9 protein-coding genes are annotated in these 14,905 nt (G+C 58.6%); 5 read left to right on the top strand and 4 right to left on the bottom strand.

Annotated features, from left to right (window positions below; translation table 11 throughout):
- Positions 1-50: 50 nt before the first annotated feature.
- Together AC0JZ4_RS03090 and AC0JZ4_RS03085 are read right to left on the bottom strand one after the other, a co-directional pair.
- Positions 51-1,283, bottom strand: a complete 1,233-nt coding sequence (locus AC0JZ4_RS03090) for an OpgC family protein (protein ID WP_471884990.1) — start codon at positions 1,281-1,283, stop codon at positions 51-53.
- A gap of 210 nt (positions 1,284-1,493) precedes the next feature.
- Positions 1,494-5,006: a PAS domain-containing hybrid sensor histidine kinase/response regulator gene (locus tag AC0JZ4_RS03085; protein WP_471884989.1), complete on the bottom strand. Its 3,513-nt coding sequence runs from the start codon at positions 5,004-5,006 to the stop codon at positions 1,494-1,496.
- 210 nt (positions 5,007-5,216) lie between these two features.
- Here AC0JZ4_RS03085 and mscL point away from each other — a divergent pair, with 210 nt between their 5' ends.
- The 5 genes from mscL to AC0JZ4_RS03060 all read left to right on the top strand — a co-directional run bounded on the left by mscL (position 5,217) and on the right by AC0JZ4_RS03060 (position 10,945).
- Positions 5,217-5,648, top strand: a complete 432-nt coding sequence (gene mscL, locus AC0JZ4_RS03080) for a large conductance mechanosensitive channel protein MscL (protein WP_471884988.1) — start codon at positions 5,217-5,219, stop codon at positions 5,646-5,648.
- A 131-nt stretch (positions 5,649-5,779) separates the two neighbouring features.
- Positions 5,780-6,955, top strand: coding sequence for a pyridoxal phosphate-dependent aminotransferase (locus AC0JZ4_RS03075; RefSeq protein ID WP_471884987.1), 1,176 nt, complete (start codon positions 5,780-5,782; stop codon positions 6,953-6,955).
- Between the two features lie 127 nt (positions 6,956-7,082).
- Entirely contained in the window at positions 7,083-8,117 is a 1,035-nt protein-coding gene (galE, locus tag AC0JZ4_RS03070; RefSeq protein WP_471884986.1) for a UDP-glucose 4-epimerase GalE, read from the top strand.
- Between the two features lie 145 nt (positions 8,118-8,262).
- Positions 8,263-9,072, top strand: a complete 810-nt coding sequence (locus AC0JZ4_RS03065; protein WP_471887765.1) for a polysaccharide deacetylase family protein — start codon at positions 8,263-8,265, stop codon at positions 9,070-9,072.
- A gap of 418 nt (positions 9,073-9,490) precedes the next feature.
- On the top strand, positions 9,491-10,945 hold the full coding sequence (locus AC0JZ4_RS03060; RefSeq protein WP_471884985.1) for a hypothetical protein: 1,455 nt from the start codon (positions 9,491-9,493) through the stop codon (positions 10,943-10,945).
- A gap of 171 nt (positions 10,946-11,116) precedes the next feature.
- On the opposite strand, the gene AC0JZ4_RS03055 is transcribed toward AC0JZ4_RS03060, so the two are convergent.
- Entirely contained in the window at positions 11,117-12,178 is a 1,062-nt protein-coding gene (locus AC0JZ4_RS03055; RefSeq protein ID WP_471884984.1) for a PD-(D/E)XK motif protein, read from the bottom strand.
- Positions 12,175-14,715: a Z1 domain-containing protein gene (locus AC0JZ4_RS03050; RefSeq protein WP_471884983.1), complete on the bottom strand. Its 2,541-nt coding sequence runs from the start codon at positions 14,713-14,715 to the stop codon at positions 12,175-12,177. Before AC0JZ4_RS03050 ends, AC0JZ4_RS03055 begins: the two co-directional genes overlap by 4 nt.
- Between the last annotated feature and the right edge of the window lie 190 nt (positions 14,716-14,905).

Raw genomic sequence — 14,905 nt, 5'->3', positions numbered from 1 at the left:
CGGCCCTCTCGGGCCGCCCTTTTCGTATCGGATGATGTCGCAGATCTGTTTTACCGGCTGACCATCTGTTGCGACCCTGCCGGCTTCTGCTCCTGCTTCTTTGGAGCAGCAGGTTCCGGCGTGCCGAGATACTTGTCCCGCTCGCGCCATACGGCGGGGATGCACAGAAGACCGACCGCGGAGATTGCGATTGCTGTCTTCGTCCACTCGTTCAGTTCCGGCGTGCGGCCGTCGAAATAGTAAACGAAGTATACGATCGCTACGTGCCATACATAGACATAGAGCGAGTGGCGGCCGAGCAGGCGCAGGTAACGCAACGTGAAGACCCAGGTCAGCGCCGAAGCGATCGTCCGCACCCATGCGGCCTTATGCTTCGGGCCTGCGACCAGCAGCCACGTAACCAGCAGGCCGACAGCAGCGAAGTTCAGCAGATAGACCGGGCCGAAATCGGCACGGATTTCCATCGAGGCGAACTTGCCGATCATGTGCGGCGGCATCAGCTCGTTAGCGGTGATCAGGCGCAGCGGCAGGAAGAAAAGCACCAGCACCAGCGCCACCTTCGGGATGAACGTATTCTCAGGTGATAGCACGCGGCCCCAGTCGATCTTGCCAGACGACGTCAGCGCGCCGAGCACCAGACCCGAGAAGAACACGATCTGCCAGCCAAGCAGGTTGAACGACACGCGGATGCCCTGATCGTCACTGCTGGTGAGCATTTCGTTGATCGGGATCGTCGCCAGCTGATGCAGGCCCAGCTGTCCGGCCATCCACAGCATGATCGATGCGGCGACGACATAGTGCCACTTGTCGTCCAGCACGAGCTTGATCAGGATCGGCGCGAACAGCATGTAGACGATATACTGCGGCAGAATGTCCATGAAGGTCGGCTGGTAGAAGAAGGTCGCGATCGCGGCGAGGCGCAGCGGATCGTCGAACGTCGTGTAGCCGAGCCAGTTGAACCAGACCGCATAGGCATCGGGCAGAATCATCTGCGCCACCATGACGGCGAGCACCAGACCCATCGCGTACCGATACAGCTCGAAGGCGCGGCTATAGATGGCCGAACGACCGGCGGAATAGCCGCCTTTCATCATCTTGCGGGCATAGACCATGCCGATCATCAGGCCGGACAGGAACACGAAGCCCTGCGCATCCTCGACGAAAGCGAGCTGGTTGTGATTGATTTTGACGAGCAGGTAACCACCAGCAAAGATTAGGTGGTTCAAGACCATGAATACGAGGAAATATCCGCGCATTCCGTCAATGATTTCAAAGCGCTTCATCGGTCGCGGTCTCCGTCTTTGCCGGTCCTGATGGCGGCTTGCCCCAAGGCCCGTAAGGCCTCTTCGGGCCGGGAAGTCACGCGCCTAAACGTCGCGAGAAGCCGGAGAGTTCCGACTTGAATCGGTTTCTAGCCGACGTTCAGACATTGCAACCGTAAACACTGCGTGATGACTGTCACATGAACGGAGTTTGACGGCGGGTGTGGAAAACTACTCGGCCGCGATGCGCCGCGAACCGGCTGCCTGAGTGAGATAGGCACGCACTGCGGCGGGCCGGACAGGCTTGTGCTGGACGACGATCGCATGTCGTTCTGCTTCCGCGCGCACCTCCGGCGTGCGGTCTGCCGTGATCAGCAGCGCCGGGATGTCGGCACCGTAATTTGCCCGCAGGGCAAGGATCGCCTCTATCCCGTTATCATGGTCGAGATGGTAGTCGGCGATGATCACGTCCGGCCGCGGCTCGCGACGCGCCATGATCGCGTCGAGGTCGCCGATCGACTGCGCCTGCCCGACCGTGCAGCCCCAGCCGGAGATCAGAAGCGCCATTCCGTCGAGGATGTTGGGTTCGTTGTCGATGCACAGGACCCGAAGTCCGGCCATCGCGTTTGCCGCCTTGGCCTTTTCGCGCCGGGTCCGAACGGCGGCTGCTTGCGGGCCGGCAAGATCGCGCGGCAGCACCACGCGAAACACCGTGCCCCTGCCGGGCTTCGAGGCAAGCTGTACCGGATGGGCGAGCATCCGCGAAAGCCGGTCGACGATCGACAGGCCGAGCCCCAGCCCGGCGGCCGTCTTCGCCCCATCCTCCAGCCGCGCGAATTCCTTGAACACGGTGCGGAATTTCGAGGGCGGAATGCCGATGCCCGAATCGAGCACCTCGATGACGACCTTATCCCCCCGCCGTCTTGCACCGACGATCACTTTGCCGGTCAGCGTATACTTGATTGCATTGGACACGAGGTTCTGCACCAGCCGGCGCAGCAGATTGGCATCCGAAACGACTTTCAGCGACGTGGGCATGACGACGAACTTGAGGCTTCTTTCCCGTGCCATCGGCGCAAAATCGGTCTCGATCCGTCTGAACAGGTCTTCGAGTTCGATCGAACCTATACGCGGCTTCATCGACCCGGTATCGAGCCTCGATATGTCCAGCACTGCGCCGAGGATCGTCTCGACGGATTCGAGCGAGGAATCGATGTTGCGCGCCAGTGCGGCGTTGCGATCGGCCCCGCCGAGCCGTTCCACCAGAGCGGATGAATAGAGCCTTGCGGCATTGAGGGGTTGCAGGATGTCATGGCCGGCGGCGGCGAAGAAGCGAGTCTTGCTGATATTGGCCTCGTCCGCGGTCGCGCGCGCCTCGCCAAGTTCACGGGCGACGCGGGTAAGCTCCGCCGTGCGCTCGCTCACTCGTTGCTCGAGCGTCTCGTTCGCCTGTTTCAGCGCCCGGTCCGCCGCAAGCCGGTTGGAAATGTCCGTAAATGTCGCAACCAGTCCGGCATCCGGCATCGGCTTGCTGCGCACCTCGATGATCCGCTCGCCATGCTCCAAAGCCAGCGGGAAGGATGTTCCGGGCATCTTGAAGCGGGCGATCACATTGTCCTTTTCGCTTTCCGGCAGATCACCCCGCTGCACCAGAATGGCGATCACGTCGGCAAGCTCGAAGCCTACCTGTCCCGCCTGTTCCGGCAAATCGAGCAACTGCCGGAATCGGCGGTTCCAGACCGTCAGTCGGTCGGCGCTGTCGAACACGGCAATTCCCTGATCCATCTGCGAAAGCGCAGTCTGCATCATGTCCTGATTATATTGCAGGGCCTCGCTCGCCTGATCCAGCAGCCATGCGGTATCGGAACTGGTGTCTTCCACCTTCTGCAAGACGAGCGACAGGACGAGCCTTGCCGAGGACGAGCCGATAGCGCTGCCGAGCAGCTGTTCGGAGAAATGGATCATCGCCATGTCGGCCGGCTGGTCGTCGCGGAATTTTCGCCCGGCCGTCTTCTCGTAATTGGAGAAGGAGCGCAGCATCCGCTCTTCGCCGAGATAGCGGGCAATCACGGTCTTCAGGTCGCCTACGCTGATGCGGGTCTTCCAGCCGCGCGTGGCGAACTGGGCGCGGTGTTGCCGCTTGACGAAAATGCCCGCCTGCAACCGCTCTACCGGGCTCGGATTGCGCGACAGCGAGCCGAGCACGAAAGCGAGCGTGTTGAGCGCCAGGCTGAAAATCGTCGCGGTCACGAAAGGGTCTGTCTGCGGACCGGAAAAGATCGTCGAGCCGGGCAAAAGGAAGTTCAGGACGAGTGCCGCCAGATGCGAATTGTCCGGCCCGCCGAGGCTTGGAAGAAACAGCAGGTAGGCCCAGACGAGGAAACCGAGCGACAGGCCCAGGATTGCGCCGCGCGCATTGGCCCGCCGCCAGATCAGCCCGCCGAGCAGGGCAGGGGCGATCTGCGCAATCGCCGCAAACGCAAGCAGGCCGATCGAGGCGAGCCCCGACTGGCTGTCGGCCATCCGGTAATAGCCGTAGCCGAGCAGCATCACGGCAAAGATCGCCGCGCGCCGTATATTAAGGAGCGTGCGGGTCAGATCCTGCTGGCCGCCGGAATGGCTGGCGAATTTGCGGCGCAGGAAGAGCGGCAGCACGATATCGTTTGAGATCATGATCGACAGTGCCACCGATTCCACGATCACCATGGCGGTCGCGGCCGAAAATCCGCCGATGAAGGTCATCAGCGTCACCAGCGGAAACCCGGCCTCCAGCGGCAGCGTCAGCACGTAGAGGTCGGGATCTCCGGCCCCTCCGAAGGTGATCAGTCCGGCAGCCGCGACCGGTAGCACGAAGATGTTGATGGCAATCAGATAGACAGGCAGCAGAAAGCCCGCGGCACGCCGTTCCCGCGCCGTGCGGTTCTCAACGACGGTGACGTGAAACTGGCGCGGCAGGATGACAATGGCGAAGGCCGATATCATGATGATCAGCACCCAGCGGCTGAGAGGCGTCTCATAGGATGCAGCCGATGCCGCCAGCAGGTTCTGCGACGCTTTCTCGGCAAGGTCCGTCCATCCGTCGAACAGCACGAAGACGACGGTAAGGCCGACCGTTGCAAAGGCAACCAGCTTGACCAGGGATTCCATCGCCACCGCCAGGATAAGCCCGTCCTGATGCTCCGTCGCATCCGTGTGGCGTGTGCCGAAGACGACCGCGAAACATGCCATCAGCAGCGTCACGATCAGGGCGAGGTCGATGAAATGCAGGTTGCCGCCGCCAATGCCGAAATCGGACGGATTGACCATCACGGCAACGGAACTGGAGACGGCCTTCAATTGCAGCGCGATATAGGGAATGGTCCCGACCAGCGCCAAAGCAGCCACGATCGCCGCGACGGTTGCGTTCTTGCCATAGCGGGCGGCGATGAAATCGGCGATCGAGGTCAGCTTCTCGGATTTTGCCAGCTCGACGATGCGGCGGATGATCGGCATGCCGAGCGTGAAGGCGAGGATCGGTCCGACATAGATTGCCGCAAATTCCAGCCCGCGCTGTGCCGCAAGGCCGACACCGCCGAAATAGGTCCAGGACGTGCAGTAGACGGCAAGGCTCAGCGCATAGACGATCGGGCGCCCGCCTTTCGGCACGCCGCTATGTCTACTGCGCCTGTCGCCATAGCTCGCCACTGCGAAAAGCAGCAGGATATAGGCGAAAGCCGAGACAAGAATGACCCAGCCTGGAAGCATTGTTCCTCCACCGCAAAGACATGCGGTCCTCAAACGGATACTAGGGGAAACGGCAATGCTTGGAAATCGCTCGCCCCTCGTCAAAAAGTTCAATGGAGCCCGTCTTCGTCTGATGCATGATCAGCTTTAAGCCTTTGGGCTTTTGCACCTTTTCAGTATCTGAGGAAACGCTATGTTAAGCACGACGGCAACCAAGAGAGGGGTAATGTCATGTCTGTAGTCAGCGAATTCCGTTCCTTCATCGCCAAGGGCAATGTCATCGATCTGGCGGTCGGTATCATCATCGGCGGCGCCTTCACCGGCATCGTCACATCGCTTGTCAATGATATCGTCATGCCGGTCGTCGGGGCGATCACCGGCGGCGGTTTCGATTTTTCCAATTACTTCCTGCCGCTGTCGAGCGCGGTGACGGCCCAGAGCCTTTCCCAGGCGCGTGAGCAGGGCGCGGTTTTCGCGTATGGCAGCTTCATTACCGTGATGATCAATTTCACGATCCTTGCCTTCATCATTTTCCTGATGGTCAAGGGCGTGAACAAGCTGCGCGCCATGGAAGAAAAGAAGCCCGTCGACGAGGCGCCTGCGCCTCCACCGGCCGATATCCAGCTGCTGTCCGAAATTCGCGACCTGCTGAAGACGAAGTGATCCGCGGCATTGCGGCCTGCTTCGGGAAGCGCCTGCATCTATCAGAACAATGAATTGCAGGCTCACGGATTCTCATGTGATTTCGTCTCTCTTCTGGTCTATGGGAGAGAGACGAAAAACAGGAAATCCGCATGTCTCTGCTCGCCTCGCTCAGTGCCCGCGCCCTTGCCGCTCCCGAAAGCGGCATCGTCGAGATCATCAATCACGCCCGTATCGGCGGACGCGAGGATCTGATCCCGCTCTGGGCGGGCGAAGGCGATCTGCCGAGCCCGGATTTCATCAACCGGGCAGCATCCGACGCGCTTCTGGGCGGCGAGACCTTCTACACCTGGCAACGCGGCATTCCCGAGCTGCGCCAGGCGCTGGCGGATTACTATCAGCGCCACTTCTCGGTTTCGCTGCCGATGGAGAATTTCTACGTCACCGGTTCCGGCATGCATGCCATCATGATGGCGGTGCAGGCGATCTGTGGTCCGGGCGACGAGATGATCTATCTTTCGCCCACCTGGCCCAACATCGTCTCGGCAATCGAGATTTCCGGTGCTGTCGCCACCGGCCTGCCGCTCGAATTCACCGGCGGCGCATGGTCGCTCGATATCAACAGGCTTGAGGCGATGATCACGCCGAAGACCAAGGGCCTGTTCGTCAACACGCCGTCCAACCCGACCGGCTGGACGGCGACGAGGGAAGACCTCGCGGCCATCCTCGCGCTGTCGCGCAAGCACGGTCTGTGGATCGTCGCCGACGAAATCTACGCCCGTTATTATTATGGCGGAGCGGTGCGTGCGCCCTCCTTCCTCGATATTTCCGAGGCGGACGACCGTATCATCTACGCCAATTCCTTCTCCAAAAACTGGTCTATGACCGGTTGGCGCGTCGGCTGGCTCGTCGCCCCGGCCGAGCTTGGCCAGGTGATCGAAAACCTCATTCAGTACTCCAATTCCGGTGTCGCCCAGTTCATGCAGCGCGGCGCCGTCGTGGCGCTCAACGAGGGGGATGCCTTCGTCGAGGAAAATATCGAGCGCGCCCGCGTCTCGCGTGACATTCTCTGCGACATGCTGATCGCCACCAACCGCGTCCAGACGCTTAAGCCCGAGGGCGCTCTCTATGCCTTCCTCAAGGTCGACGGCATCACCGACAGCCGCCAGGCGGCCTTCGACATCGTCGACAAGGCGGGTGTGGCGCTGGCGCCGGGCTCGGCCTTCGGCAAGGGCGGCGAGAACTTTCTGCGCGCCTGCTTCCTGCGCAATCCCAGACATGTCGAGGAAGCGGCGAGCCGCCTGGCGACCTATATCAAGGCCCTGTAAGGGGCGGCGTAAGCTTCCCTTAGCCATGTTGGCCGAATTAGACGCGTCTCCGCGTGTTGAGTAACCGCTGAGCAAGTGCCACGATGCTTTCCTGCCTTGAGCCAAAAAAGAGCAGGGAAGTATCGAAATGGCAGTCCTGGTAACGGGCGGAGCAGGATATATCGGTAGCCACATGGCCTGGGCATTGCTGGATGCCGGGGAAAGCGTGGTTGTGCTCGACCGCCTGTCGACAGGCTTCCGCTGGGCGGTTCCGGGTGCCGCCCGCTTCTATCACGGCGATGTCGGCGACGAAGCGCTGCTGAAGCAGGTCTTTTCCGAAAACCGCATCGATGCGATCATGCATTTCGCCGGCTCGATCATCGTGCCGGAATCGGTCGCCGAGCCGCTCGATTACTATGACAACAATACCGGCAAGACGCGGCTTCTTGCCGCCGCAGCCATCAAGGCGGGCATAAAGCACTTCGTCTTTTCCTCCACCGCCGCCGTCTATGGCGAGCAGAAGGATGATACGCCGGTTCTGGAAAGTGCGCCGACCCTGCCGAAAAACCCCTACGGTCAGTCGAAGCTGATGTCGGAAATGATGCTGCGCGATGCCGCCGCCGCCCATGATTTCCGCTTCGTTGCCCTGCGCTATTTCAACGTCGCCGGTGCCGATCCGCTCGGCCGCACGGGCTTGTCCACCGTCGGCGCGACCCATCTGATCAAGCTCGCCTGCGAGGCGGCACTCGGAGAGCGACCGGGCGTCGATATCTTCGGCACCGATTACCCGACCCCCGACGGCACCGGCGTGCGCGACTATATTCATGTCACCGATCTGGTTGCCGCCCATCTCAATGCGCTGAGCTATCTGCGCCGTGGCGGCGAGCCGCTGATCGCCAATTGCGGCTATGGCCGCGGATATTCCGTGCTGGAAGTGCTGGATGCGGTCAGGCGCGTCAGCGGCCAGTCTTTCGAGGTACATTACGGCCCGCGCCGGCCGGGTGATGCCGCAAGCGTCATCGCCAACGCAACGCTCGCCCGCCGCCTTCTGGAATGGCATCCGCGCCTCGACGATCTCGATCTCATCATCGAGACGGCAATCGCCTGGGAAGGCAGGCTTGCCGCTCGCAAGGTCGATGACCTGAAATCGCTGCATCAACGGCTGTCCGCCGCGCGCGGATAATGCTGCGGCCGGCCGGAAACGTGGCGCTGTCCAGAAACGTGGCGCTGTAATGTGTGGCGGGCAGGGGTGTCATGCCGAAATGCCGATGGCGCATAAGGCAAGTCGGGCGTATGCGATCGGGCATTAAACCGGACCCGACATGACCATGCGCAATGCCGTCGCTGCCCTTCTGCTTCTCGCCACGATAAATGGCGGCGGCTTTTCGCCTGCCAACGCGGCCGAAGCTCCCGCCCGGATCGGGTCTGCAACAAAGCCTGCCAGGGTAAAGCTCGTTGAACCGCGTCTGCGTCTCTCCAAGGGAGAGCCGGGAACCGGCCTGCGGGTGGCGCTCACATTCGATGCCTGCATGGGGGCGATAGACGAACGTATACTGCAGACGCTGGTTGCCGAACGCATTCCCTCGACGATCTTCGTCACCGCTCGCTGGCTGCGCAGGAACCCGCAAACGGTGTCGCTTTTCCTCGCCAACCCGGACCTCTTCGAAATCGAAAACCACGGTGAGAATCATGTCCCGGCAATCGATTCCGCTGTGCCGGTCTATGGCATAGCCTCTGCCGGATCACCGCAAGCCGTCGCAAGGGAAGTCGGCAAGGGGGCCGAGGCTATCCTTGCTGCGGGACTGCCTGCACCGCGCTGGTTTCGCGGGGCTACGGCCAAATACGACGTGGCCTCGATCACCGAAATCCGCACCATGGGTTACAGGATCGCCGGCTATTCGCTCAACGGCGACGATGGCTCGTTGCTCGGTTCCAGCGCCGCCGAAAGGCGCATTGCCGCAGCCAGGGATGGCGACGTCATCATCTCCCACATCAACCAGCCGACCCACGCGGCCGGCGAGGGTGTCGCTGCCGCCATTTTGAAGCTGAAATCCCGCGGCGCAAATTTCGTCCGCCTGTCGGATGCCGAAGCGATCGGCGACAACGACACGACGGCGGCAATGCCGGGCCTGTTCTAAGCCGCTCCAAGCAAGCGTGCGCCAAGTGGCGTCTCATCTGTAATCATTGGGGAAAATGGTGCTGCTAGAGAGATTTGAATTTTCTCGCAGCTCTCCTCAACACCCTAAGAATCAGGCGATTCACGAGACGTGCCGACCAGTGTTTGTACCACTCGTCTGGGACGTTTCTTTGAACTCTCACCTCTACCGCGTCAACCATTTTGTTGTCCTACAAGTGATGGTCCAAGTGACGCGCGGGATAAAATTCTCACAACTTTCTTCAGTTCGCTCGGCCGCACTCGCGGTCTTCTCGGTGTAGCGTTGCCATCAGCACAACGCGGTACTGAATTATGCAGGAAGTGCATTCTCAATTGTTGCCCACCACTTCTGCGTGCTAACAAACTTGCTTCGTTGTTGGCTTGCAAGTGTGGGGGAATTTATGGGCGAAGCGAAGAGGCGAGCGAAGGAACGTGCGGAAAATGAGCAAATCATACGGCCCATGAGCGCCGCCAGATTCCACCTTCTTTCCATCGGCGTCAGGATGGCGGTGAGCCGTATGTATTCCGGTGAAATTTCGTATTGGTCGGACCATGAAGAGCGGATTCTCGGATTCACAAGCCTCGACTACACTGATGGAGACTTCGCTTGGATGATCCTAGCGAGGGATAGGATCGGTCGATTTCGATGCTGTAAGCTGGACACCAGCATCAAGAGCGAGCCACTCGTTACTGAAGTCCTACTCCGGGAAATGGCTAAGCTAGTTAGGGAGGGCATCCCCGCGGATTTCGGCTGGCAAGGCGACGAACCGAATGCGCCGTTCGATCTTCTGAGCGTTACCCATACAGAGAAGCTGCACCCCTATTTCGAGGCGCTGAGCGATGCAGGCCACATGCCGGCTCGTGCAGCATTGAAAGAAATCGGACCGTGGCTCGCGCCGTCTGATCCGCATTTCGTCAAAGAATTCCAGACAACGGCTTTCGATCAAAGAATTTGGGAACTCTATCTTTGGGCAGCTTTCCGGGAACTGGGTCTTGACGTCACCCAGCCTGAAGCACCCGACTTTTCATGCCGTGCACCAGGGATTTCCTTCACTGTGGAGGCTACAGCCGTTTCTCCGTCTACCTCGGGACCTCTAGCTGTACATCCCGAGCCCAAGACGCCAGAAGAGCAGGCTGAATTCTTGAAGCATTACATGCCAATGAAGTTTGGCTCTAGCCTTACCAGCAAGCTGAACAAAAAGAATGCTGCTGGGGAGCCGTACTGGGATCGACCTCAGACAAGAGGAAAGCCGTTCGTCATAGCTATTGCTGATTTCCACAAACCAGGCGACCTCCAAAATCTTGGCTCTATGACTTACAGCCATTCAGCGTTATGGCCCTACCTGTATGGTAGGCGTGTGGTATTCGAGAACACGGAGGACGGCAGAGGATACTGGCGGATGGTTAAAGGAGAAGAGCACATCTATGCTGGCAAGACGATCCCGACAGGTTTTTTCGACCTTCCGGGCGCAGAGAATGTCTCCGCAGTACTTTTCTCTAATGCGGGAACCTTACCGAAGTTCAATAGAATGGGACTTCGAGCTGGTTTCGTGCCTGAGGATCACATGTATTTCCGCCAAGGCTATCGCTACGATCCATCGCCAGATGCTTATATGGGCACCCCATTCCAAGAAGACATCTTGTCTCCAGAGTACGAAGAGTACTGGTCGGATGAGTTGCAGCTGTTTCACAATCCGAACGCGCGTAATCCAATTTCACCAGACGCGTTCGGTGGGATCATTCAATATTTCTTCAAAGACGGCGACCTCCATTCCATTACGCCACCGACGGCAGTGATCGCCTCCTTTACAGCGGTAATTCGACTTATTGACGATAAGGAAGCAGCAGTCGCTTGAGCGGGTTAGCCCTACTTCGGCCAAGCTCACTTTTTGCGGGTTCTAGGCCTCAAGCAAAACAATTCGCCCAGATTGCAATGAGGGGTCCAAAGCCAGTCATGAGCCTCGGTTTTTCCAAGAGCGGCGATCATGTACATGTACATGATGCGACCGACGTGGTTTGAGCAGTTGCTATCGTGTCAACATTGCAGCAATTTCCCCCTGCCAGTTTTGGGCAGGGTTGAATGCAGAGACACGGGTGGGTAGCTGCAACTCGAAACTCACACTACCGGGAACGACAAAAGTTCCGTCGAGTGCAGCACTCGTAAGGAGGCGCATGTCTGGATCACTTATCGCATAGAGTCGTGTGAACGTGATTTGGAAGCGGATTTGATAGGCGCTCCAGCCCCTCATCGTAGCGTGATCATAACCCGATGTGCCAATACCACCATATTCTCGGATCATTTCCAAGAACTGTGCGCATGCGCCCGCTCCCGGGGGCGTGCCGTCGCTGAGTAAAGACACAATGTCCGCGACCAGTTCGGGCAAACTCTGCCCGCCTTGGTGAACCTCGATCAAGCCAACGCTAAGCAGGTGGACCATTTCTAGCGCACCGTCAGGCAATGCCTGGGTTTCAAGTTGGTGGAGCCCACTAAAGGTGTGGCGGGAGGTGTTCCCAAGTGTCGCTTTGACTTCGACTGCATGTTGCCCAATGACGAAGTCTCGCCCCTTCGTCCAACCGCGCCAGGTTACCAAGGTTCTGGGCCGACCCGCCACAGGACTTGCAAGAAGTGCGACTCGTAGCATTTGAAGTTCTGCGAATAGGCCAATTAACGACTCTGTTGACAAGGTCCCGCGTCTAATTGCCAACTCGATAATCGGCTCTACTTCGCTAAATGCTGCCTGCATCGCAGTATGCGTAGATAGGTCAAGGCGTGCTAGTTCGGTCACGATCAACGTCGCCACTGCAGCAAAGTGCGCCGCGGAACCAAGTAGAATACGCGTTGCCGCAAATTCCGCTCCGCCGTCACTGGGCTCCCAACGGTCGTATTGGAGGTTGCGCGCGACAACAGCTTGCGTGGCAGACAGTTCTGGGCCCGCCAAGAAGATTTCGTAAAGGCCGCTGCTGGTCATCGCAGCGCCCAACCGTTCGGGAACTACCCAGATGAGGCGGCGTGCGTTCCCAGCAGGAACCTCAAGGTCTGAAAGCTGATCGCGCAAACTTTCGAAGTCGATCGTTCGGAACTCCATCATCTTCGGAGGGCCGCAATGTGATCAGGTCCACCGTGAGGTAGCCCCAGACCAAGGGTAAGCATGTCTGGCCCCCCTTGGTCGTCACTTATTACGTGAAACAGAGCAAGGCCTGGATGTCCACGAGGCCGCCAAGTGTCGCCATCTCGCAATCGAGGCACTGGTTTCCGACCATGGTAATGGTAATCGATAAACTGGTCGCCAAAATAACCGCTGTTGTCGTATCCTCGGCTACCCCAAAGAGTGTTGAGCCGATCATTTGGTCCAATTCCACGAATCATCGCGCCGATTCCTTGCGATCGAATCTCTGGAACGGTCGACTGTTTTTCACCTGAGCGTACTGCGAGGTAAAACTGCGGAATGGTACGTCCATCGAGTTGTGACCATGGCAAATCAGCCTTGTCAGTAGCGTGGAAGCCTGGCGCGTAGTGGCCAGTGGCAAGCGCGTGCCAAAGTCGAAGGTAGGCCGCCATGGCATAGGGGCAACCCTGGGGGCGAACGCGATATGGCATAGGATTGAGCCCAGGCGGGCGAAACAGTGGGTCGCTCAAGCCGAGACTATGCTGAAGACTGGTCCATCGACGGCTGAGTTCGTCTTCGACGCTGGGGTCGTGCTGTGTATAACGTAGTTTGTCCAGCAAATCAGCAAGTTCAAGCGGACCAATTGGTTCGCTACGTATTCTCCCGACGTTTCGAGTGGGATCAATCTCGTCCCATTTGCCTCGTCCCAATTCGGATATGAGTATGTCATTGTTACTGCTTGCCAGATCAGGGTTGGACCTTTCCACCAGCCGAATTTGAGGGCTCGGACCAGGACTAAGTGGGATTTTGCGAGTCTCAATCTTACTGGTTGCCACGAAATCCAACCCCTCCAAGATGAGGGTGCTAGCAGCAGTCCCATCTTGAGGTAGTGCCATCCGCCGAAGTACGAGCGATTTTAGCGCTCTGTCGCGAATGTTGTACTGGCGAAAAAGCGAAAGTTGATCTTCAAGCAGAAATACCCGGCAGAATGGCAGGTGCGCACCCCGATAGCCGAACCAACGCTGCATCTGCATTTGAGTGTCGGCCGCAGGGTCTTGGCTGCTTCGGAGAAACAGGCTAGTCGCGAGCCCCTCGACCGTAAGGCCTCGTGAAAGAATGTTTCCCGCTACAAATATGGTAAGAAGGTCCTCGGGTGAGCGCCACCCCTCAGCAGTCTCGGTAGGTCCAAATCGAGGATGATCGTCAGCTGCCGGATCGCTGTTCAGAACTCGAAGAGCGACATTCGGGAAAACCTCATTCACAAGGAGAGAGTAGACTTCCGTCCACCGAGTTTCATCTAGTCGGGGGTAGGCAGCACCCGGAAAACTGGACAAAGCAAGACGTGATTGCTCAAAACTTGAATAGCAAGCGCGCCACTTCTCTTCTTCCAATTGAAGCCGTAACGCTAGACCTGCTGGATCGAGAGCAAGTACTGGCTCACCATCGTCGCCCTCTGGTAGTTCAATGTCGCGCTCGTTTCCAGGAATCGCACGGGACCAACGCGCAATATCCTCCGCTGCCGCGAAATGAGCGTCCTTACGTACCGATGGGTGAAACATCATTGTGTGCGCACGAGGCATTACCGCCTGCAGCGCGTCTCTGTCAGGAAACAAGCAATCAGCAACGTCAGAGTAGCGTCGACCGTCTATAAGAAGACGCGCTGCGGCCCCAACCAAAAAGCTTCGTAGTGCGGCTGATATGGCCTCCCAGCGAAGGACCTCTTGTCGCTCAGCTAGTTCGCTCTCGGTTTCACCAGGTCGCAATTCAGGATAAGGCCACGACACTGTAAGCGGTCCAGATAGGAAACTGGTCGCGTCATAATACATGTCGCCGCCGCAGTAGTAACCGCGAATACCATTCGGCTCCAGGTAGGTTAGTGAACGGGGCGTAATTTCCCCCTCATGCCCAGCTACCCGCAGCGCAGCGCTGAACTCTCTCGGTGCAAGCGGATTATGAGACTCCTGAAGGTAATTTGCCTGGGGCGTCGCAGTGTAGGCAACATAAGATGCCAGCAAGTTTGTATCTCGGGATGAGGAGTTGTGGTGATCACCGCTCCATAGTGCAGCGATGAAACGCGGTGTGACTTTGTCCGAAGTTGCGCTATCAAGCACGGAGGCATCGTCAGCCTCATCATCGAGGACTAACATTGTGGTTGCTCTGTCACGGCCAGCAAGGATCGTACTATTCAGTACATTTTTGAGCATCCGGGAAAGGTGAAGGAGATGTTCGTCGAGCTTGGGAACGACGATGATTATTGGTATGCCCTGACGAACCGCGAGTGTCGCCTTAGACGGCTTTAGATAGCTAGTCGGTCCCATCCGATCAGGGCTCAAAACATCTTCAGGCTGCGGCAAGATTAGCCGCACGCCAGAGCGTGCATAGGCTGTGTCGCGTGCACTACCGTCCAATTGCGAAAGCATCCGCTCATATGTTTGCAGCCAAAGACCCACGCGGGTGCCCGCCAGCAGCACGACAACGTCAACGCCCCTGTCCAACGCTAGACTTGCCACCGCCAGCATACTGGCAGTCTTCCCTGATTGAACAGAGCCAATTACCATACCTGTTCGAAGGCGTTCCTGGGGCCAGGCCTCGGCATCAATATTGCCATCTGAGCCAGGAAGGGCGTTCTCCACAATGTAGCGAGCGTCAACCTCCAGCACCTCCAACGCTGTCGGTGAAAGTTGGGCGGCGGCGTTGACCTTATATCGT

Source organism: [Rhizobium] kunmingense (assembly GCF_977018605.1).
Note: the sequence above shows the minus strand (reverse complement) of the source record. Positions and strands in the feature narration are given on the sequence as shown.

Excerpts from the sequence above, each read along its gene's own strand:
- AC0JZ4_RS03090 (WP_471884990.1), bottom strand. The coding sequence starts at position 1,283 with ATGAAGCGCTTTGAAATCATTGACGGAATGCGCGGATATTTCCTCGTA.
- AC0JZ4_RS03085 (WP_471884989.1), bottom strand. The coding sequence starts at position 5,006 with ATGCTTCCAGGCTGGGTCATTCTTGTCTCGGCTTTCGCCTATATCCTG.
- mscL (WP_471884988.1), top strand. The coding sequence starts at position 5,217 with ATGTCTGTAGTCAGCGAATTCCGTTCCTTCATCGCCAAGGGCAATGTC.
- AC0JZ4_RS03075 (WP_471884987.1), top strand. The coding sequence starts at position 5,780 with ATGTCTCTGCTCGCCTCGCTCAGTGCCCGCGCCCTTGCCGCTCCCGAA.
- galE (WP_471884986.1), top strand. The coding sequence starts at position 7,083 with ATGGCAGTCCTGGTAACGGGCGGAGCAGGATATATCGGTAGCCACATG.
- AC0JZ4_RS03065 (WP_471887765.1), top strand. The coding sequence starts at position 8,263 with ATGCGCAATGCCGTCGCTGCCCTTCTGCTTCTCGCCACGATAAATGGC.
- AC0JZ4_RS03060 (WP_471884985.1), top strand. The coding sequence starts at position 9,491 with ATGGGCGAAGCGAAGAGGCGAGCGAAGGAACGTGCGGAAAATGAGCAA.
- AC0JZ4_RS03055 (WP_471884984.1), bottom strand. The coding sequence starts at position 12,178 with ATGATGGAGTTCCGAACGATCGACTTCGAAAGTTTGCGCGATCAGCTT.
- AC0JZ4_RS03050 (WP_471884983.1), bottom strand. The coding sequence starts at position 14,715 with ATGCTGGCGGTGGCAAGTCTAGCGTTGGACAGGGGCGTTGACGTTGTC.